This is a genomic window from Mucilaginibacter oryzae (assembly GCF_003148845.1).
Lineage (GTDB): Bacteria > Bacteroidota > Bacteroidia > Sphingobacteriales > Sphingobacteriaceae > Mucilaginibacter > Mucilaginibacter oryzae.
Map to the genome: position 1 here is coordinate 630,924 of NZ_QGHA01000001.1, position 20,857 is coordinate 651,780.

12 protein-coding genes are annotated in these 20,857 nt (G+C 45.9%); 1 reads left to right on the forward strand and 11 read right to left on the reverse strand.

Annotation, left to right across the window (positions count from 1 at the left end; all coding sequences use genetic code 11):
- Positions 1-37: 37 nt before the first annotated feature.
- From LX99_RS02730 to LX99_RS02745, 4 genes are all read right to left on the reverse strand, one after another.
- Positions 38-1,573 (reverse strand): RagB/SusD family nutrient uptake outer membrane protein, encoded by a 1,536-nt coding sequence (locus LX99_RS02730; RefSeq protein ID WP_245927829.1) that lies wholly within the window; start codon positions 1,571-1,573, stop codon positions 38-40.
- A gap of 22 nt (positions 1,574-1,595) precedes the next feature.
- Positions 1,596-4,871: a SusC/RagA family TonB-linked outer membrane protein gene (locus LX99_RS02735; protein WP_109606159.1), complete on the reverse strand. Its 3,276-nt coding sequence runs from the start codon at positions 4,869-4,871 to the stop codon at positions 1,596-1,598.
- Between the two features lie 376 nt (positions 4,872-5,247).
- Positions 5,248-6,123: a hypothetical protein gene (locus LX99_RS02740; protein WP_109606161.1), complete on the reverse strand. Its 876-nt coding sequence runs from the start codon at positions 6,121-6,123 to the stop codon at positions 5,248-5,250.
- A gap of 11 nt (positions 6,124-6,134) precedes the next feature.
- Complete coding sequence (locus LX99_RS02745) at positions 6,135-7,382, reverse strand: YdcF family protein (RefSeq protein ID WP_109606163.1); 1,248 nt, start codon at positions 7,380-7,382, stop codon at positions 6,135-6,137.
- Positions 7,383-7,800: 418 nt separating this feature from the next.
- Between LX99_RS02745 and LX99_RS02750 the strand changes: the two genes are divergently transcribed.
- Positions 7,801-8,256: a Rossmann-fold NAD(P)-binding domain-containing protein gene (locus tag LX99_RS02750; protein WP_109606165.1), complete on the forward strand. Its 456-nt coding sequence runs from the start codon at positions 7,801-7,803 to the stop codon at positions 8,254-8,256.
- 332 nt (positions 8,257-8,588) lie between these two features.
- On the opposite strand, the gene LX99_RS02760 is transcribed toward LX99_RS02750, so the two are convergent.
- The 7 genes from LX99_RS02760 to LX99_RS02790 form a co-directional block, all read right to left on the reverse strand.
- Positions 8,589-8,954, reverse strand: a complete 366-nt coding sequence (locus LX99_RS02760) for a hypothetical protein (protein ID WP_109606169.1) — start codon at positions 8,952-8,954, stop codon at positions 8,589-8,591.
- Positions 8,955-9,104: 150 nt separating this feature from the next.
- On the reverse strand, positions 9,105-9,563 hold the full coding sequence (locus LX99_RS02765) for a lysozyme (protein ID WP_109606171.1): 459 nt from the start codon (positions 9,561-9,563) through the stop codon (positions 9,105-9,107).
- A gap of 189 nt (positions 9,564-9,752) precedes the next feature.
- A complete protein-coding gene (locus tag LX99_RS02770; protein WP_109606173.1) occupies positions 9,753-10,784 on the reverse strand; it encodes a DUF1735 domain-containing protein in 1,032 nt (343 codons plus the stop codon).
- A gap of 74 nt (positions 10,785-10,858) precedes the next feature.
- Positions 10,859-12,544 carry a RagB/SusD family nutrient uptake outer membrane protein gene (locus LX99_RS02775; RefSeq protein WP_109606175.1) on the reverse strand — a complete coding sequence of 562 codons (1,686 nt, stop codon included), beginning with the start codon at positions 12,542-12,544 and terminating at the stop codon, positions 10,859-10,861.
- 23 nt (positions 12,545-12,567) lie between these two features.
- On the reverse strand, positions 12,568-15,411 hold the full coding sequence (locus tag LX99_RS02780; protein ID WP_109606177.1) for a SusC/RagA family TonB-linked outer membrane protein: 2,844 nt from the start codon (positions 15,409-15,411) through the stop codon (positions 12,568-12,570).
- Between the two features lie 34 nt (positions 15,412-15,445).
- Positions 15,446-17,305 carry a RagB/SusD family nutrient uptake outer membrane protein gene (locus LX99_RS02785; RefSeq protein ID WP_245927830.1) on the reverse strand — a complete coding sequence of 620 codons (1,860 nt, stop codon included), beginning with the start codon at positions 17,303-17,305 and terminating at the stop codon, positions 15,446-15,448.
- A gap of 15 nt (positions 17,306-17,320) precedes the next feature.
- Positions 17,321-20,824: a TonB-dependent receptor gene (locus tag LX99_RS02790; RefSeq protein ID WP_245927831.1), complete on the reverse strand. Its 3,504-nt coding sequence runs from the start codon at positions 20,822-20,824 to the stop codon at positions 17,321-17,323.
- Between the last annotated feature and the right edge of the window lie 33 nt (positions 20,825-20,857).

A 20,857-nucleotide genomic window follows, 5' to 3' on the forward strand; every position in this document is an offset into this window, starting at 1 on the left:
AGGGGTTAGCTCCCTCCTTCCTGATATAACATCAATATTAATAACCCGGGTTCTGGTACATTTTAACAGGATCAAGCTTGGTCTCGTCAAACGGAATCGGGAAGTAACGGTCTTTGGTGCTAAAGTTTGCCAGCTTAGCCAAGCCAAAATCGGTTTGTTTTTTGGCGTGGAAGTAGGCAACCAACTCCGCATCGTTAAAGGTGCGTGTTAAATCGAACCAGCGGTGGTGCTCAAAAGCCAGTTCAACCCGGCGCTCGTGCAAAATAGCCAGTTTTAAGGTTGGATATTTGGTAGCATAATCGCTGTTGGTCATCGATACAGCGTAAGATGGCATGCCTGCACGGGTACGCACCTGGTCAAGATAACCGATAGCGGCGCTGGTTTCGCCCAGGTAGTTGCTAACTTCGGCCAACGAGAGGATCACATCGGCATAACGCATCAAAATCCAGTCGTTACCGCCGTAGCCGTTTACACCTGCTTTATCGCTCGCATCCCTGAATTTGGTAACAAACCAGTCTCTCACAATAGGGTCGGTAGCAAATTTTACCGAAAAATCCATACGCGGGTCGCCGGTTTCATACTCGTTAATCAAATCGTGTGTAACGTTGTAGCCTACGCCGGTAGATACCTTTTTCGAGTTAATGGTTTCGCCTTTAGCCTGGAAGCTACCCGCTATTGATGAATAGTAGGTTTGATCGCCCTGGATATTCTGGATCTGGAAGATCAATTCCGGACAGGTAGTTTTTTTGTTAACATCAAAAACATCAGTGTAAGGAATAGTGTTCAAGGCACCAAAAGTACGCATGTTATAAGCAGCCAATAAATAAGTTTTGGCGTTAGTTAGGTTAGCGGTACGGTTTGCCTGATCTAAAGTAGTAGCCATGGTAAGGTACACCTGGCCCAACAGGAAGTTAGCAGCCGCTTTTGAGGCACGGCCGGTTGGAGCCTGCAGATTAGGCAGCGGGCTGTTAGTGATCACATCCGTTAAATCGGCAATAATCTGTTTATAAATCAGATCCTGTTTTACGCGGTAGGTTACGGCCGCAACATCAGCCGAGTTTAACAATTGTTTGGTAACCAAAGGCACATCGCCCCAGGTACGCACAATATCAAAGTAAATGAAAGCGCGCAAGAACTTAGCCTCGGCAGTGTATTGCAACTTCTGATTATTATCAGCAAATGTCACCCTGTCTATATTCGACAATACGGAGTTTGCACGGGTTACAGTACCGAACATAGAAACCCAGTGGCTTTTAAGGTAAGTGTTGCTTGGTAAAATTGAAAAATCGCCAAACTGGAAAGGCTCACCCGCGTTCGATTGGTTATCCTGTGTACCCGTATCGTCAGATCGTTGGTCGGTCCACAAATCGCTGGTTTCGCCAACGTTGTTACCGCTGCGTAATGATTGGTAAATTCCATTCACAGCCAACAATACATCATTAGGAGTTTTATAACTCGCGGCAACGCCTATAGCGTTGGGATCACTTTCATTTAAAAAGTCTTTTTTGCAAGACGGGCTGATTGCCACAACTGCCGCAAGGCAGGCCATGGCTATAAATTTCTTATTCATCATCTATATCTCTTTAAAAAATTTATTAAAAAGTAACATTTACACCTAAGTTGTACGACCTAACCAGCGGATAGGTACCATAATCAATACCCGGCGCAAGGTTGGCAGGCTGCGTATTGTTGGTTGCGGCACCCGAGTAGTTGTAATCAACATCAGGGTTATAGCCTTTATATTTGGTGATGGTAAAGGCATTCACCACGCTTGCAAACACACGTGCTCTGCTAAGGCCCAACGTGTTTTGCAAAAAGTTAGGCAGGGTATAACCTAAAGTAAGGTTGGTACAACGCAGGTATGAGCCGCTTTGCAGGTAAAAGCTTGATAAACGGGTGCTGTTGCTTTGTGTACCGGCACGTGAAGCACGGTAAAATGAGCCATCGCCAGGTTGAGCTTCGCTGCGGTAACGGTTTGCAACGTTAGCATACTGGTTGCCCGAACCTTCGCCATTGTACAGATAGTAATCCTGGCCATCAAGAATCTGGTTACCATACGAACCGTTGAAAGAAGAGCTGAAGTCAAAATGCTTATAAGTAGCGTTGAAGCCAAAACCATAAGTAAATTTGGCGTAAGGCGTACCTATAATGGTTTTATCGGCGTCATTCACTTTGCCATCGCCGTTGGTATCAACAAACCATAAATCGCCCGGCTTAAGCGGATTACTTGATGAAGCCGATGGGGCAACTTTGTTAACGTTTTCGGGGGTTACAATACCACCTACTTTAAAGCCGTAAAACATACCTATAGGCTGCCCGTTGGTAGTAATACTGGTTAGGTATGAACGCTCGGCGCCGTTAATGATAATATTGTTTTGAGCAGGTAAGCCGATAACTTTATTACGGTTTACATTGATGTTACCGGAAGCACCCAAAGTAAAATCTTTAGTGGTGATTATTTTGCCATCCAACTGAACATCGAAACCGGTGTTACGGATTTTTGAACCTTTTAAGTTGGTTAAGATAGTAGTACTGCCTGAAATAGCCGAGATGGGCTTGTTATAAAGCAAATCGCCGGAGTTACTGAGGTAATAGTTGGCGATAATTTGTAAACGGCCTTTAAACAAACCGATATCAGTACCGAAGTTATATTGCGAAGTGGTTTCCCAGCTTAAGGTATTATCCTGGATACCGCCCGGATAGGTAGCAGTAACAATGCCGCCGTTTAACACAGTACCTGTAGGCGAAGCCAATGTTTGCGCTATGCGATAGTTACCAATGTTGTAGTTACCGCTTTTACCCCAGCTTGCACGGATTTTAACTGTCGACTGGTCGCCAAGGAAATCGTGATAAAATGGCTCGCTTGATAGGTTCCAGCCGGCAGATACCGATGGGAAATAACCATATTTATTAGCCGGACCGAAACGTGACGAACCATCGGCACGGAACGAACCGATCAGGAAGTATTTACCATCATAGCTGTAGCTTGCGCGACCTAAGTAGGACAGCAAGGTGTAAGCGCTTTTTGCAGCCGAGTTAAGGGTAAAGAATGCAGGATCAGCACCTTTGTTCGAAATTTCAGGAATGTTATCATTCTGGAAACCAGAAGCGCGTACGCTGATGTAATCGCCGGTGGTACGTTGCGCGGTATAACCGCCCAATAAGTTTAAACGGTGTTTACCAAATACCTTATCATAGTTTAAGGTAAACTCGGCAAGCCTGTCGTTTACAATGTTGTCCGAAGCCTGGGCGTTTGCTGCCAGGATAGATTGCTGCGATCCCGGAGGGAATGCACCGCTGCTTAAAGTTGTGGGATAATAGTAATCATATTTTTCGGTGTAGGTGGAAGTACCCAGGTTCACCTTAAAGTTTAAGCCCGACAGGATATTGTAGGTAACGTTTGCATTGTAGTTGCTACGGTAGCCTTTACGGTTAATTTTAACACGCTCGGCCAAAGCAACCGGGTTTTCAATGCCCTGGTAACCATACTGGGTTGAACCGGCAGCCTCAACGTTGGTTTGCAATGAACCATCCGGGTTGTAAGCAGGTAAATAAGGCATGTAAATAAGAGCGCCTAAAATGGGGCCGTGATCAAAACGGCCTTCCTGGGTTTCCTGGTTGGTGTTTTGGGTATAAGATATATTGGCAGCAACGTGCAGCCTTTTGCTTACATCTCCCTCAACATTGGTACGAAAATTATACCGCTGCTGGCCGGTGGTAACAATAATACCGGCCTGGTTTTGGTACGAACCGCTTACATAGTAGCGGATGCCGTTTGATGCTCCCGAAAACGAAAGGGTATGTTTTTGCATAAACGCGTTGCGGTACAATTCGTCCTGCCAATCGGTATTTACGGTTTGTTTGATTGGCGTTTGGCTGCTGAAATTGTATAATCCATCAGGGATGCTTACACTGCCCGAGTTACCCACGTTGGCCACACGGGTAGCATTGTTATCAGAGTACATGGCATCGCTCCAGGTATGGCCGCTGTTAACCCAAAGGTCGTGGTAAGCATTGTTACGGCCATCAATAACCAGCAAAGCAGCCTGATCGGCATTTAACAATTTCACTTTTTTGGCAAGCTGGTCTATACCTGTTTGTACATCATATTCAAAACGGCCTTTGCCTTCTTTACCTTTTTTGGTGGTGATCAAAACTACACCGCCCGATGCGCGTGAACCGTAAATAGCAGCCGAAGCAGCATCCTTCAAAATGTCGATGCTTTCGATATCATCAGGGTTAATGTAAATATCATTACCTGCGGGGTAACCATCAATTACATACAAAGGATCGGAACTGGCGTTGAATGAGCCAACACCCCTAACCCTTATTTTAGGGCTGGTGTACGGCGCACCGCTGGTTTGCGATACCTGAACGCCCGATACTTTACCAACCAGCGCCTGGCCCAGTGTAGGCGCAGACAGGTTGAGGTCGCTTGATTTAACACTTGCGATAGCACCTGTTACATCGCTTTTACGGATGGTTTGGTAACCGATAGCAACCACCTCGTTGAGCATGTTGGCCTTCGGCTTCATTTTTACGTTGATGGTTGATGAACCGCCAACGGTTACTTCCTGCTGCTCATAACCTACAAAGTTAAAAACCAGCACCGCGCCTTCTTCGGCATTGATAACAAATTTACCGGATGTGTTAGTGGCGGTACCTTTATCGGTACCTTTTACGCGTACAGATACGCCCGGTAAAGGGAGATTGGCTTCATCTACCACTGTACCGGTAATCTGTGCTACAGCTACATGTGTAAAGTTTTTAATCGAAGCGTTTGAGATAAAAGGTTTTAGTAAAACCAGACAAAATAAAACAGGAATCAAAAAAAACCTGCTCAAAAGATTTGGAATAATCTTTTTATTCATATTTTTAAAATTGATTGTTGAAAAAAATGACTTAAAGCCTTGGACCGCTTATGAGTTATTTGACAATTGACCGGACCAGGTGAGTGTTAGCGCATTCACCGGTTCTTGATTGATCGCCGGGTTCGATATTAAATTGTTGTTAATGTTACATAGGCGAATATTTTTAAAATTAAAAAGCAAATATTAACGATTTAATAATTATTATTTCGTTATCATTAAACAATATAAGCAATCAGTTATCTACGTTGCAATAGTGGCAACAAAACTAAAGTAGCCACCTTAAGAAACAGACACCCAATCGTTAACTTTATATTAACAAATCAGCAAAAAACGGCTGTCTGTATGCAGGTATTTTACTTTGTCTTTTTACCGCCAACTACCATAAAGTACTCGTGAAGTTCACGTTATTTTTGCGTGATGAGGTAACGGCAATCCCTTTTTGGTTATCACCCAAAAATGAAAATCCTTCCAGTTCGTCAGCCCTGTCAATACTGTTAACCTCGCTGATAACTACCTGCTTGCCGGTTTCGACAGATTTTTTCAGATCGACATAGGTAAACCTCCACTGGCGGCCTTCATGTTTGTTCTGGATCAATACCAAAACGCCTTTATCAGCCTTCCAGAATAGGTTTTGCACCCAGGGTGTGCAGGTAAATTTTTTGTACAGCACACCAGGCTCTTTGGTACTTTTGGCGGCAGCCAGCCTTTCCGGGTCGTAGAGCCGCACTTCATTGCCATGGTCGCCATAATCGGCGGTGGCTACATACCACTTATTATTATATTTAATATACTCGGGGCGGGTGCCCTGAATACAGGCATTATCTTCAATGGTGTTGATCAGGTTGCCGTCTAACGTTCCGGTTTTAAGCAATCCTTTCCAGTTTACATTATAAATAACCGCGCGCCATTGTGTACCGGCAGCGTTTAACCGGATGGAGTTACCGATAAAGGTTGGCCCTACCCCATTGTAAGCTATCCCGGTTGGGTGGTTAATCACATCCTGCCCGTTTTGGGTTAACTTGCATTCTTTATGCTGATACATGAGGCTATCGTGATCCAGCTTAAACTCGCGGATTATGCCCACTTCCCTGTCGCCATATAAAAAGATGCGGCCGTTTTGGTAGGAGATCCCCTGGCAGGCACCTAACGAATCGACGGTGATGGCTTTATCCAGCTTTTGTTCAATTGTCCCGGTGGCAATGCTGCCCATACCCAATACGGCAGCTACAATAGTTAACGTAAGTTTTTGCATAGGTGTTGATCTTAACGTGGATCGAGCGGTTCGTCGTTGTCAATTTGTTTGGCTTCCTCAACCGGATAGTATTCAACCTCGGTTTCCGAATTACGCCTGGCCAATTTATAAGGCACATAGTTCAGCTCCTTCTGGCAACGTGCATCCATCGTCATGATAAAATCTGTTTGTGATTTATCGGTAACCACAATACCCGGCTTATCTGCAGGGAAACCATATTTATACAGCAACCTCGCGGCGTTACGCATATTGGTGGTGGTGTGGCGGGCATGGGGCTCAATAATCACTACGTTTTCGGGGATATGCAAAACCGAAACGAGGTAACGTTTCATCTCTTCGGCCTCGTTGTATTTGGTTTTATAAGGATGTACCCGCCCGCCCGATACGATAATGAAAGGCGCTTTGCCCGCATTGTATTCCTGTACGGCTAAGCGGCAGCGCAGCATACCCTCGCCGCTTAAAGGCGATGTTATATTATCGGGACCGGCACCCGGTACTAAAATGTTTGAATATGGATAGTTAGCCCATTTAATAGTTTTCACCCTGCTGAAAGCAGGTTTATTGGCGTTGGCTTCCATCGGCTCGTACTCGGCCGGGTTCTGGCGCTCATTGATCTGTAAATACAACAACGCGGCCTGCATCGACGGTTCGAAAAATAGTTTGGTGTTTTTAACATCCCCTGCCAGTGTCGCGTTCACATCATACATTAAAGTATAATAAGCCCTTGCCTTCACATTATAGCTGATCGAATCGATCTGCGGGTAATTAGGCTTTTTACCTTCGGCATAAACACCTATGGTGTAATTAATACCGTTGGCATCCTGTTCCCAGGCTTTTACCAGTAGTTGTGCCGGGCTTACATTTTTATATAAACTATAACAGCCCGATGGGACCAGTTTTGCTTTCACTAAACGATCGAGCGCGTTACCTGGTTTATACAAGGCAGTTAGGCGCGTACCAACGGATGAAATTTCATCAACAGATAATTTTACTACTGCACTAAGGCATGAAGCATCTTTGCAATTGGCAAGCGAAGCGTTTAAATCGCTTAATTTCTTTCGGGTAAGTTCCGCCAGTTCGGCATCGCCTTTTAACAGGTTACTCACTTCTGCATCCTGTTCAAACAAACTGAGCAGGTAGTAATTTTTAACTTTTACATAGTCAACGGCTTGAGCTTTCACAAGGGCTTTACCCGGGGCCTGGGCAAACAAACTAAAGCTGCTAAAGCAAAGCAGCAACGGCAGTAGAACTTTCTTCATAGCTGTTTTTTAAAGGCGCAAAGAACGCCTATGAAAGTAAACCCTACGTTAACATCCGGTAACTTTCCGATTACAAAACAATTCGATTGCGCGATTTTAAAACGTTTTATCAACATTTGTTTATCAGCAAATCCCGGTAAAATTTTATAGGCTTTACTGAATTGTGGTTGTACCCCGAACCCGGTTTTGTTCGAGAAAAGGATAAACGCAATGCATTGTAAATCCCATCAACACCTTAACCAAACAGGCAGGCAAGCTTAACTATCGCCACCCAATTAAATCAATAATGGAAAACGCAGGCTAACGATAATTACTTTCGAAATAAAAAGTGACGACGGTCACTTTTTAGTGTGATATTGCTCATTTCCCGCCTGCCTTTGGGGCAATAGCTTTGTGGTCGGTTAAATAAAATAAGGCGATGAAAGCGATAGCCTACAGCATAAAGCCCTTCGAAAAAGAGTCTCTGGCGATAGCCAATCATAAAAAGCACGAGATCACCCTGATTTCGAACGCGCTCGGGATTGAAACAGCAGCATTTGCCGGTGGTAAAGACGCGGCTATTGTAATGCAGGATGATAACGTTTCGGCGCCTGTAATTGAAATACTTGCAGGCCTGGGCGTAAAATATATTGTTACCCGCTCGTTAGATACCAGCCATATCGACAAAAATGCAGCGGCCCGGTTTGGCATCAAACTTTCCAATATCCCCTTACTATCAACACAACAAGCAGAACCCAATATTGATGACCTGCAACATATTGCCAATCAAACCATCCGCAACCTTGATTTATGGCAGCTTAACAAATGCGTAGGCAAAGCCTGTATTTGCGCAGAAGGCTGCAAAACCGTTGCGATGCACGAAGAAGCAAAGTAAATTATTGATTTACCGCTACTATGGGCTCAGCACGACCATCCCTGTGGTAAAAAGCATGCGTAAGTATTATTAGATGCCCGCTCAGGTTAATCAACTTAGCCCGGCAACGTTTAAGCTGTGTTACCTTACGGGAGATAGAAAAATTCCGTTCGCTTTTAAACAGGCATCCATTCACAAAAAACTCATCGCCTCCGTACGGCTTGCTGAACTATTATTTATTCAATATAAAACCGCTCTTCAATGGCCCGACAGGCTTAGCCCACACCAAATAAAAAAGCCGCCGGCATTGCGCCAACGGCCATATATAGATTAATGGGGTTAAATAAGCGGTTTTACAGTATAAATACCAACAGCATAGTAATATGAACCAGGATACTAAATGCGAATAAACCGAGCAGTGTACGGATGCCGGAGCCACCCATACCGGCTATAATATTGGCAAAGAAAAGTACCAGCGTAATTGCGAGCACAATTATAGGGGCGCTAAAATAATAAAGCAAAAAAGCAGGTACAGGTAAAAAAAGCACACCTTGTAATAACAGCGCGAACATAAACCAACCGGTGCGGTTAGGCGCCTGGCTATCGGCAAAGGCTATTATTTTTTCCCAGGTAGTTTGATTGCTTTTTGTGGCACCGGCACTAACGGCATTGTTATCAGCGGTTGCCCATTCAGGATTATTTATTTTTAAAGTTGCCATGATTGATATCTTTTAATGATACAAAAATGGCTGATCACGGCGGCGCAAACCATGACGGCAGAACGTAGAAAATGTGAGCCTCATCACGTTTTTCTGTTACCGCTTATAGTATAAAACTGCAGCGCCGTACAGGCAGGTCCTGTTGCCGTTTCAGGAAATATAAACCCGATATTCCTTCTTTCTCCGGTTAATCAGACCCGGAATTACCTTTCCTCCTGCTTTTTTCCACATCAGGAAAGCGGCCTCAAGGCGCTCGTCTGCGATACTCTCGTTTACAAGCCGACGCACTGTTGATGTTTTGAAGCCGGCAGTACCGATGTTATAAGTTAAACTAACCAGCGCGTTAAAGTTGTTTTGCGTAATGTCATCGCGCGTGGTTGAGTAAACAGCCAGCTCATAAGGTTTCAGCATCACCAAAAACATATCGTCGGCCTGTTTTTGTGTTATAGGTGGATCCTGCATGGTAACTTTTTTGCCGGTTGCCGGGTAATAGGTTTGGCCGTAGCCTATGGTGGGGATGCCTACCTGGTCCAGATAGGGGTGTAAAATACAGCCTTCAAATTGTTTGATAAGATCAAGGCCGGCCTGATCTAATTGTGTGATTTCCATGGTATGTTCAGGTTATTGTTACCATCAAATTTACACAATCTTAGAGCTGACACAACCCGTTAAAACACGGTATTTCTGCAAAAAACAGCGCCCCGGATCTCACCCCGGGGCGCATCATAGTATTTGATTATACTATTCAACTAAATCTCAATTGATCATTGAGAATCGGTTTACAACTTTTAAAGCAGATCAGTTTATCCTTCTGAAGTCGATATTGGTGATCTTGATGCCGCCGGTGCCCAGGCTCGAACCACCCGAACGCATGAGTATATAAACTGTACCTGCGGTTGGAAAACTTACCACATTACCGCTACCCGCGCACGAAAGCGATGATAGTAAAGCATTAAACGGTGATTTACCGCAGCCGCTCCAGGTATTTAAGGCGATACGGGTACCCCCATCTGCATAATCACTTGCTTCTGATGGTACGGCTTTACCAACATAAACCTCAAACCAGCAGTCGGTAGCGCCCGATCCGGCTACGTTCATATCTATTTTATACTTTTTATTGGCGCGCACTTCAACAGCCTGTACAATACCCTGCTGGCCCCAGTTACCTCCCGTAGCCAGTACGCTTCCATCAGCATTTACGGTGAAAGTTACGCCATCGCCACGATGATATATCTGCCATTTGGTATTATCGATCATGTTGGTTTTTGGGGTGATCGCATCTATCAAATCCTCAACACTGAAGTAAATAATGGCCTTATTCAGATCCGTATTAACTTCACGGCTTGATGCATTGGCAATTTTGATACCCAGGGCGGCAATTTTGCCCGCATACTTATTAAGACTGGCAATCTTTATTTTCGGGGTGATGGTACCCTTCATAATGTTGTTGTTTTTGCCCACGGTATCCTTTGCGGCCAGGATAAAATCGGCCGGGTCAAGGGCAACGGTATTAGCCGGAAGTTTACCGGCGGTAACCAAACCTGCAATGGCGCTGTTATCGGCGCTAACATCAACAGTAAGGGTTTCGAAATTCGATTCGCCCCCGCGGTATACCGGGATTGAAAAGTTCACGGTACTGGTGGCGCTATCTACCTTTAGCGTATTACCCGCCATCACGTCTACCAAACCATCGGGCTTTTCGGCATCGGGAAGGTAAACTTTTACTGATGGGTTGGACTTCACACCGTTCATATGCTCCTGTTTACAACCCGCAACGCCCATCAGCAGGCAAGCTGCCGAAAGCGTTAGTAATGATGCATTAATTTTCATAAAAATATCTTTTATCTTATTAATTTAAATCATGTAAGCCCTTCACCATCAACAGCGTGAAGGGCCTGTTATTTTTACCAGCCAGGGTTTTGTGTCCAGCCTGTTTTTGAAATTTCTGCCTGCGGTATAGGGTACCACTCCATTTTCTGGGTAAATACCCTGTCTTCCAGTTTTTTCACGGTATAAACACCGGCGCCGGTGATATCGATACGGTTAGCCGGTTTGCTGAAGTAGCTTGTACCTTTTTTCCACCTGCGCACATCCCATAAGCGGTTGTTTTCAAAGCTTAGCTCCACGTTACGCTCATGCTCGATAGCTGTTTGGTTTAACTGGGCGGCAGTAAGCGCAGGCATGGTTGAACGTGCCCTAACCCTGTTGATAGCCTGCAAAGCGGTCATCCCGTAACCCTGCGGATCAGCATCAGCACCGTAAGCGTTGTACATGGCTTCGGCATAGCTTAACAGGATATCGGCATACCTGAAATAAATCCAGGAGTGAACCGTAGTGGTATTGTTGATCAGATCGATTGATGAATTAACCCATTTTGACAGGTAGTACCCGGTTTTGGTAGCGTTTTGCCTTGGCAAACCACTGTTACCACCAAAAAAGGTTTCGATAGTGGTTGATTTGAACGATTTACCGTTATAGGTAACCGTTGTAGCAAAACGCGGATCGCGGTTGGCGTAAGGGGCAGCGGCGTGCGCGGGGTTGTTCCAGTCAAACGGTACCGAACCGGTAATGGTAGTGCCCGATTTTACCAGTACTTCATAATCGCTAACCAGGTTTTCGGTTGGGGTGATGCTGTTACCATTGGCATTTTGGAACACGATAGGGAAGTTATTGTACTCTATGTTATTAGTGGAACCGTAACGACGATAAAATATTACCTCGCCCGAAGTGGTGTTGTTGGCACCGAACAGGTTTGAATAGTTGGCATCTAACGAATAATTGCCTAAAGCGATCACATCGTGCAAAGCGGAAGCGGCCATGGCCCAGGTTGTGGTTGAACCATTACTTGTAAACAATGGGCTTGCGCCATATAATAACGCCTTCGCTTTTAATGCTTTGATAGCGCCCTGGGTAACCCTGCCCGCATCGTACCATGAATACGGCGACAGGTTAGCCGGGATAATAGCCGCGGCTTTATCGCACAATGAAGAGATGTACTTAACTACCTCATCAACAGAATTACGCTGAACGTTTTTCCAGCTGGCAGCATCTTTATAATCAAGCGGCTGCTCAAAAATGGGTACGCCGCCATAGCGTTTTACCAGTTCAAAATAAAAATAAGCCTTTAAAAACAGGGCCTCGCCCTCCATAAACTTCACGTTGTTACGCGCGTTGAAGTAAGCGGTAGAATCTGTAGAAGTGATCTTATCTTTAATGTAATTGATATCAATGGTGCCTTTATTTTTCAGGAAAAGGTTAGCCTGGCGGATTCCGTCGAAGTTTTTAGCCCAAACATCATCCGGGTTGGTGTATTGGTTCCAGGTACCGTAGTTAAAGGTTTGCACCCTCTCTACCGAGTTGGTGGCTTCGGCCTCATCGGTTGCCGCGTCTAAATCCAGGTCGGCAAAGCCATCGGGCAGGTAGCTGTAGGTATTCCACATTTGCTGCTGTACATAAGTATAGTTTGAGTACAGTTTATCTGTGGTAATGTCGGCCTTAATGGTTTGCACCTCCAGGTAATCGTGTTTACACGATGAGTAAAGCACGGTACCCAGGGCCAGCATTGTTATGATATATCGATTTCTTTTCATTTCCTTGTAATCAAATTTTAATACTACAATTTCACTTTCATACCAAATGTTACCGCTTTTACCAAAGGATAGCCCATTGAAAGGCGTTCGGCCTCCAGGTTTTCTATCTTATCCCAGGTAAACAGGTTGGTGCCGTTCACAAATACCCTTACCGCGTCAACTTTCTTCAGGAAGCCAACCTGCGGGATGGTGTAACCTAACTCCACACTGCGCAGTTTCAGGAAATTTCCGTTCCGCATCCAGAAATCAGATTGCTGATCATTGTTAGGATTGGCCAAGGTTGATAAGCGTGGCGAAGTGGCGGTGTTAGCTGTAGCCGGTGTCCAGGCATTAGCCGAAAACTCGGAGATGTTGTTGTTATACACAAACGGATGGGTATAAGTATACGCATCATCCAACAGGCTCACGGTGCGGTGCAGCACGCCCTGCAGGTAAGCGTCGAAATCAAAACCCGCGTATTTGAAACCAAGGTTAAAGCCTAAAGTAATTTCGGGCAATTTGTTGTAGTTCAGCGGCACTTTATCGTAATCGTTAATGATGCCGTTACCGTCCTGGTCTTTAAATTTCAGGTCGCCCGGTTTTACGTTGGTGTATGATGATGCAACTACGCCCTGTTTCAAAGCGCCATTGGCATCAAAATCTGATTGCTGGTAAAAGCCCTGGTACACCAGGCCTTTCATCTGGCCAATTTCATAACCCTGGGTGTACAGGTAGCTGAATGGCTGCGGGTTTTCTGAACGTTTGGTTATTTTGTTACGGGCATAAGCTATGGAGCCGCCTACATAGTATTTAAACTTATTAGCGTTTTGCTCATATCTTAACGAAGCCTCCAAACCTTTGTTCTGCACTTCGCCGGTGTTGGCGTACTGCAGGTTAAAGCCGGTATAGTCAGGAACGCTTGCCGACGGGATCTCGAGGATGCCTTTACGTTTTTCTGTAAACACATCCAAGGTACCCGAAAGGTTTTTCCATAACGTGAAATCAACGCCAACGTTCAGGGTTGTTTTTTTCTCCCATGCAAAATCAAGATTGGCAAAAGGGCCCTCGGTTAAACCGCCCTGGTAATTGTTACCGCTCCCGGTGATCCAGCCAGGTGCGCCAACGGCGAACTGCTGGTATAAAAAGCGGTAAGCCTCGTTAATATTACCCACGGTACCGTATGATGCACGCAGTTTCAGGAAGTTGATGGTCTGGTTATCTTTCAGGAAATCTTCCTTAGATGCGATCCAGCCCAAACCTACAGCCGGGAACCAGCCGTAACGGTGACCGGGAGCAAAATCGGCCGAGCCGCTGTATGATCCCGAAAGGTCAACGATATATTTTTTATCGTAATCGTAAGTTACGTTACCGGCAATGCCCTGGGTGCGTACCTGGTAAACAATACCATCGTGCGTATAACCCTGCCTGCGGGCCTGGATCATACCGGTAAAGGTTGATTTGCCGAAAGTACGGTCGTAATCAAAACCTAACCTTACCGATGTACGGTTCCAGTGCGCGCCGCCGCCATCACTGCTGGATTGGCTGATAGGCGTTACCGGGGTTGTGCCATAAATAGGATTTTTAGTATCAGGGTCCTGACCTACAATTTCGTATGAGTTTACCGAGAATTGTTTCTGGTAGATACCTACATACTGGTTGGCAAATGATACCTCGCCTTTCAAATCAAGCCCCGGGGTCAGCTTGTCCAGTTTTTGCACAAAGCTGAAATTGGTTTGCAGGTTACGGGTATGTGATTGGTAGATACCGTTTTGCTGTAACAACTGCACCGGATTAAATTTATAAACCGAGCTGTTGCCCCAGGTGCCGTTAGGGTTTTTAACCGGAAAGGCCGCCGCGGGTATAGCCATGATGTTGTTAAATACCTGCGAAGCGGTGAAACCCGACGGGGTATTCCTGTCTTCGGTAATACCGCTGATATTTGCCGTTACAACCAGGTTTTTATTAAGCTGCAACTCGATGTTGGCCCTTAAGTTTAACTTGGTGTATTTAGCGTTGGTACCGAAATCCTTATCAATGATGTCGGCATTTTTGTACATACCTTCAAAGTTGGTATAGTTCATCAGCACAAAATATTTGGCTGTATTGTTACCGCCGCGGAAACCGAAGTTATAATCCTGGATAGCCGAAGTTTTCTTCAACAACTCATCGTACCAGTTCACATTTGGGTGAAAAGGATCGTTGGCAGCTTTGTACAACTCCGGATTGGCATACTTAATCGGCAAACCATCGTTGGTGAGCGCATTGTTATAGTTTGTGGTGTAGCCGTAAGCATCCATCACCTTCGGCAGATCGATAGGGCTTAAAATGCCGTATTTGCCGTTAATAAACACCTGCGTTTTATCAGAAACTATACCTTTTTTAGTGCGGATGCTCAGCACGCCGGCACCGCCTTCCAAACCGTAAACCGCCAGGGCAGCGGCATCCTTCAATAACGTAACCGATTCGATCTCGTAGGCTGATAAGCCGGTGATAGCACCCATATCAACCTGGAAACCATCCAGGTAAATCAACACCTGGTTGCCCTGGATATTCCAGCTGCTTTGGCCGCGCATGTAAAACGTAGGGTTGTCATAACCCGGCTCACCAGAGCCGGTTACCACGGTTAAACCGGGGATGCGGCCTTGTAAGGTATTGAGCAGGTTGCCGGATGTCATACGGGTTAAGTCCTCACCCGACAGGGTGAAAACCGCGCCGGTATTGCGCCATGATTTCTGGATCCTTAAACCGCCATCAACTATATCTTTATAGGAGCTATTCGCTGTTTTTATGGTATCGGCCGGGGTTGTTTTTGCAGTTTGGGCATTAACCGCCGAGTAACTGCAGAACGCAAGCATCCAGGCCAAAAAGTTTTTATAATCTTTTTTCATTGTTTCTCACTAATTGTTAATGTGTAAAAGCCTGTTACCAACCCGGGTTTTGTCCGTCCCAGGTACTGTTACCCAAATACCTTAAACTTACTTCGGTACTCGGGAACGGAACGTAATAATACCTGGCCGGGAAAACCCTTGTAACAAACGGCACGGTTGTCCATGTACGTTTTAATTGTCCGCCAACGTTCCTGGCGGTGGTCTGGATCCCGTGCAGTACGGTATTCAGCACAGTTTTGGCTTTTAACCAGCGGTTCAGGTCGTTATAGCGGTGGCCTTCGTAAGCAAACTCAATGGTCTCCTCGTTTTGTACCGCGTCCCTGAACTCTTCAATAGTGGCCGGTTGTTTATCGGGCATACCGGCTCTTTCCCTTATTTTGTTTAAGTAGTTAGCGGCTTCAGCGCTTGGGCCCTGGTATTCGTTCAGCGCCTCGGCATAGCCCAGGTAAAACTCGGCTAAACGGAACACCGGCCATGCAAAGTGGTTATCGCTCATGTTATCCACACGGGCCACAAACTTGTAAGTTTCGGTAGCGTAACCATCAACACCGGCATCGCTTGATGCAAGGTTACCGTCGGTTGGGTAATCGCCTTTTTTGTAATAAGCCAGGATACCACGCTGCGCGCTGTAGTATTTACCATCGTAAGCAATGGTTTGGTAAAAACGCGGGTCAAGCTTCCAATCGGCAACATCGGCGGGTAAATCGGCGCCGCTTGCAGGCATGGTCCATTTGGTACCGTCGCGTTTTTCGTATTGCTGTATAAACTCGATTGGTACGTTGTTTTTAACGCCCCACTGTGCCAAACGCAGTTTCGAAGACAGGTACTGCCCCCAGGCCGAACCATCGCCCCAGCCGCCGCCCGCACCCGGTACCTGGTTTGAGGTGTTTACCAAAATCAATTCCTGGTTAGCAAATACGTTCCAAACAGATTCATAATCACCAAGAGTGGCATAAGTTTCGCCGGTTGTTTCTGGATGACCTGTATTCAGTATGGAAACACCGCCAGCGGCGGCGTTGTCAATAACATCTTTAGCAGCCTTGGCAGCACGGTTCCAGCGTTCTTTGTCATAGCTGGCGTAAGCCAATACGGTATCGCGGCTATCATTAAACCTCGCTCCCGATACTTCACCTTTCATATTGGCTGGTGTGTTGTAAAGCGGGCTTGCGGCATATAGCAATATCCTTGCTTTTAATGCCAGTGCTGCCAGCTTGGTAGCACGGCCAAAATCTGCCGAAGGACGTGTGGCAGGCAACATAGATGCTGCCTGATCGCACCATTTTACCACACTATCAACCACCGATTGTACTGAACTGCGCGGAATGGCAATCTTTACAGTTCCATCAAGTGGTTTATTTACAATGGGAACACCACCGTAATACCTGAATAATTCATAATGCTGTAAGGCGCGGCAAAACAAAGCCTGGCCTTTGGTATCGGTTTTCCAGGCGTTATCGGCATCAATAACCTTATCGATGTTTTTTAACACGAGGTTAGCCTGGCGAATGCCTTTGTAATGCCAGTAAAAGCCCGGGCCGGCATCCTGTCCAAAACCATAATCGCAGTTATTGTTGGCACTCATGTTGCCGGTTATGTATGAGCCTGTATTGATGGTATTTGAAGCCCAGTCATAAGCCGGGTGGATGATATAAAGCTGGTCTGTTAATGCTTCGGGGCGGCAGCCATCATAAGTTTGCGGAAAATATCCTCTTACGCAAAGCATGTACATTTGCGCCACCGCGTATTGCGCCTGGTTCCGGGTATCAAAAATGGTATCAACCGTTACAGCACCCCCCTTAGGCTTTTCAAGAAAAGTTTTTTTACAGCTTGTTGAAAGCATACTGCCTATAAAACAAGCTACAAGCAGTATAATAATATTTGTTCTTTTCATCATTGCTATACTTTATGATTAAAAATTAACATTAACGCCTACGTTGTAGGTACGGGTAAGCGGATAACCGATATATCCAAGGTTTTCAGGATCGCCCCAGATTTTGTTTGGCGACCAGGTGTACAGGTTGTAACCGTTGATATAGAAACGGGCCGAACGTACACCTATCCTTTTTAAAAGTTCGGGTTTCAGGGTGTATCCTATTTCGGCGTTTTTCAACCTCACAAAAGCCGTACTTTTAAGGAAGAAGGTGTTATACGCGGCAGCCTGGTTATAAGCTGCAATCGGGAAGTCAATACGCTCGCCGTTGTCATAACGCTCCTGGGTAAACCTGTTCAAATCCACATCAAACAATGATTGCTGCTTGTTGAAATGAAGCTCCTGCATAGCATATTTAGCCACGCCCGATTGGCCCTGGAACAAAGCCGAAAAATCAAACCCGTGTGTACTGAAACCAAATGAGATACCGTAGCTTAAAGTAGGCAGATCGGTTTTGCCCGAACGCATGTAATCTTTTTCGTTCACGATACCGTCGCCGTTCACGTCTTTCAGCCTAACCTCGCCCGGTTGTACCGGTGCGCCCGCGTAACCCAAATCTTTCTGGTAAACCGGATTGCCCGCAGCATTGGTATACGGCTTGCCGTTGTAGGTAGCCAGCACAGGCTGCGATAATATCGGGTTGCCGTTAGCGTCGATGTTGTAAAGCTGCGACCATGAGGTATACAACCCATCAGCCTGCAGGTATGAACCCTGGTTGATAGGGCGACCGGTAGAAGCCTGGTACTCTAAGCCCGGCGCGATGGCCTCATCCCTGAAAAGGATTTTGTTGTGGTTGGTTGAGGCGTTACCTTTAACCCACCAGGTAAATTTACCCGGCGCGCTGGTATAGCTCAGTTCAATCTCATCGCCCCAGTTTTTAACCTCGCCCAGGTTGTATGGAGGTAGTGTTGCCTGTACGATGCCCGGGATAGTACCCTTGTACGACAGGATATTTTTACGGTGTTCGTTATAGTGATCGTAAGTAAGCGAAAGGCGCTCGTTAAACAGGTGGGTTTCCAAACCGATGTTTGATTTGGTAGCCGTTTCCCAGGTTACGTTAGGGTTACCCAATACGTTTTCCTGCGCACCCTGAATCCTGTTACGATCATTCAGTGTACCGAAGGTATAACCGCCGCCATTGTTATAGCCGTTTACATACTGCCAGGTATCGGGCAGGTACAGGTAACGGGCTCCGCCAATGTTATCATTACCTACCTTACCTAACGATCCGCGGACTTTTAAGTAAGTGATGTAATCTGTTTTCGGGAAAAACGACTCGTTACTGGCAATCCATCCCAATGAATAGGCAGGCAGGAAACCAAAGCGCTTGCCTTCAGGAAAGTTTTCCGAACCATTGTAACCCATGTTGTACTCGGCCAGGTACCTGTCGGCATAGTTATAGGTTACCCTGCCCGATACACCCTCATAAGCATGCGGAAGATCGTACAGCAAGGTCGGGTCGTACTTCTTTTCGGCGTTAGCCAGGATCAAACCTGTAACGGTGTGTTTTTTACCGAAAACACGGTTATAGTTGATAGAGGCCTCACCATATACTTTACGCCATTTGCCGGTATAAAAATCATTCCAGCGGGCAGGCGCTACATCGTTGGTTAACTGCACCAGGATCGGGTCAAGCTTGTTGCCGTTGGGGTTTTGGCGCAAACCGTAAAGTAAAGGGGTATATTTACCACCGGTACGGCTCTGGAAATAGCTATCATAAGCGCCACGCGCATTGATAGACAGGCCCGGTGTGATATCATCCAGCTTATAAGTTAACCGGATGGCCGAGTTTAAGGTACTGTTGGTGGTAATGTTATAGTTATTACTGTTGGCGATGGCATACAGCGGGTTTAACTGCTCGTTCTGGTTGGTGAACGGAACAACGAATTTGCCGTTAACCAAACCCGGCGAACCCAGCGGAGACGACCAAAGGATCCGTTTTTCCCAGGTATAACCATCGTTATCCATACCGTTAATGGTTACATATTGGGTTGATACATCTACCGATACACGGAAATCGCTGTTTACATCAAAATCGAGGTTGGAGCGCAGGTTATAACGTTTCTTTTTAAACTGCATCTCTTCAGAAAACGGCATGTAATCGGTATTGAACAAACCGCCCTGCGACAGGTAACCTACCGATACGAAGTATTTAGTTGCTTTTGTACCGCCGGTAATGTTGGCATTTACCTGTGTTTGAGGGGCAAATTTGTTAAAGATCTGCTTTTTCCAGTCCTGGTCGGGGTGGCCGTACGGATCATAATAAGGGTTTGGCTGCCCGTTTAAAGTTGGAGTATGCGCGTTTTGGTAGTATTTCAGGTCTTCCGGCGAATAATAAATAGTGGCGTCTTTGATCCAGTTGGCATCGCGCTTGGTAACAAAATCGCTCCAGGTTTTAACGTCGGCATCCCTTGAGTGCTGTATCCAGTAGTTTTCGTAACTCTGCTCGTTTAACAGGGTAGCATATTGAAACGAATTGACAAAGTTGGGCATGCTTGCGAACTGTGAAATAGCGGTTTGGAAGGTAGCGCTTACTTTAGGCGCCCCTTCTTTACCGCGTTTTGTAGTGATAAGGATAACACCGTTCGCGCCGCGCACACCGTAAACCGCTGTAGCCGAGGCGTCTTTTAAAATACTGATCGATTCCACCTCGTTAGGGTCGATATCGTTATAACTGTCGCGGGCGATACCGTCAACCATGATCAGCGGAGCTGTCTGGCCGGTATAGGTACCCACACCACGCACATATAAGGTAGCGCCGTCTGATCCTGGTTTACCGCTGGTTTGTGTTACCGTTAAGCCCGATAACCTGCCAGCCAAAGCGTTACTTAAGTTAGCAACCGGCGACTGTACGAGGTCTTTTGTGCCGATAGAGGTGATAGCGCCGGTTACAGTTTCTCTCTTTTGAACACCGTAGGCCACTACCACAACTTCTGTTAAATCCTGCGGGGCGTCTTCCAGGGTTACATTTACATCGGCACGGCCGTTCAGGCCAACTTCTTTAGTTCTGAAGCCCACGAACGAGAAAACCAGCGTTGCGTTGGGTTCGGTTACAGTAATACTGAAATTACCGTTCAAATCAGAAACAGTACCCGTTGCAGCACCTTTTTGTTTAATGGTTACCCCCGGTAAAGGCAGGCCTTTACTATCAACTACCTTACCTGTAATTTTTTTAGGGGCGATGGTTTCCGCTTTTTTGCGGATCAGAATAGTTTTATTCTCAATGGTATAGGTTAATGACTGGTTGCTTAAACACAGATCGAGCACCTGGTTTATGGTAGCGTTATTCAGATCGACAGTTACCGGTTTAGACAGCTTCAGGTCGTCTGAATTGTACAGGAAATCATAGCTGGTTTGGTTCCTGATCTCTTCAAAAACTTCTTTTAAAGCTGTTTGTTTAACCTTCAGTGTAACTTTCTGTGCATAAGTTGCGGCAGATACCTGCAAAAAGGTAACTGTTAGCAAAATAAGAATTAGTTTCATAATAAGCACAGGTTTATATAGGCGCCCACGATG

Bases quoted from the DNA above. Each gene is read 5' to 3' on its own strand.
- LX99_RS02730 (WP_245927829.1), bottom strand. From the start codon at position 1,573: ATGATGAATAAGAAATTTATAGCCATGGCCTGCCTTGCGGCAGTTGTG.
- LX99_RS02735 (WP_109606159.1), bottom strand. From the start codon at position 4,871: ATGAATAAAAAGATTATTCCAAATCTTTTGAGCAGGTTTTTTTTGATT.
- LX99_RS02740 (WP_109606161.1), bottom strand. From the start codon at position 6,123: ATGCAAAAACTTACGTTAACTATTGTAGCTGCCGTATTGGGTATGGGC.
- LX99_RS02745 (WP_109606163.1), bottom strand. From the start codon at position 7,382: ATGAAGAAAGTTCTACTGCCGTTGCTGCTTTGCTTTAGCAGCTTTAGT.
- LX99_RS02750 (WP_109606165.1), top strand. From the start codon at position 7,801: ATGAAAGCGATAGCCTACAGCATAAAGCCCTTCGAAAAAGAGTCTCTG.
- LX99_RS02760 (WP_109606169.1), bottom strand. From the start codon at position 8,954: ATGGCAACTTTAAAAATAAATAATCCTGAATGGGCAACCGCTGATAAC.
- LX99_RS02765 (WP_109606171.1), bottom strand. From the start codon at position 9,563: ATGGAAATCACACAATTAGATCAGGCCGGCCTTGATCTTATCAAACAA.
- LX99_RS02770 (WP_109606173.1), bottom strand. From the start codon at position 10,784: ATGAAAATTAATGCATCATTACTAACGCTTTCGGCAGCTTGCCTGCTG.
- LX99_RS02775 (WP_109606175.1), bottom strand. From the start codon at position 12,544: ATGAAAAGAAATCGATATATCATAACAATGCTGGCCCTGGGTACCGTG.
- LX99_RS02780 (WP_109606177.1), bottom strand. From the start codon at position 15,411: ATGAAAAAAGATTATAAAAACTTTTTGGCCTGGATGCTTGCGTTCTGC.
- LX99_RS02785 (WP_245927830.1), bottom strand. From the start codon at position 17,305: ATGATGAAAAGAACAAATATTATTATACTGCTTGTAGCTTGTTTTATA.
- LX99_RS02790 (WP_245927831.1), bottom strand. From the start codon at position 20,824: ATGAAACTAATTCTTATTTTGCTAACAGTTACCTTTTTGCAGGTATCT.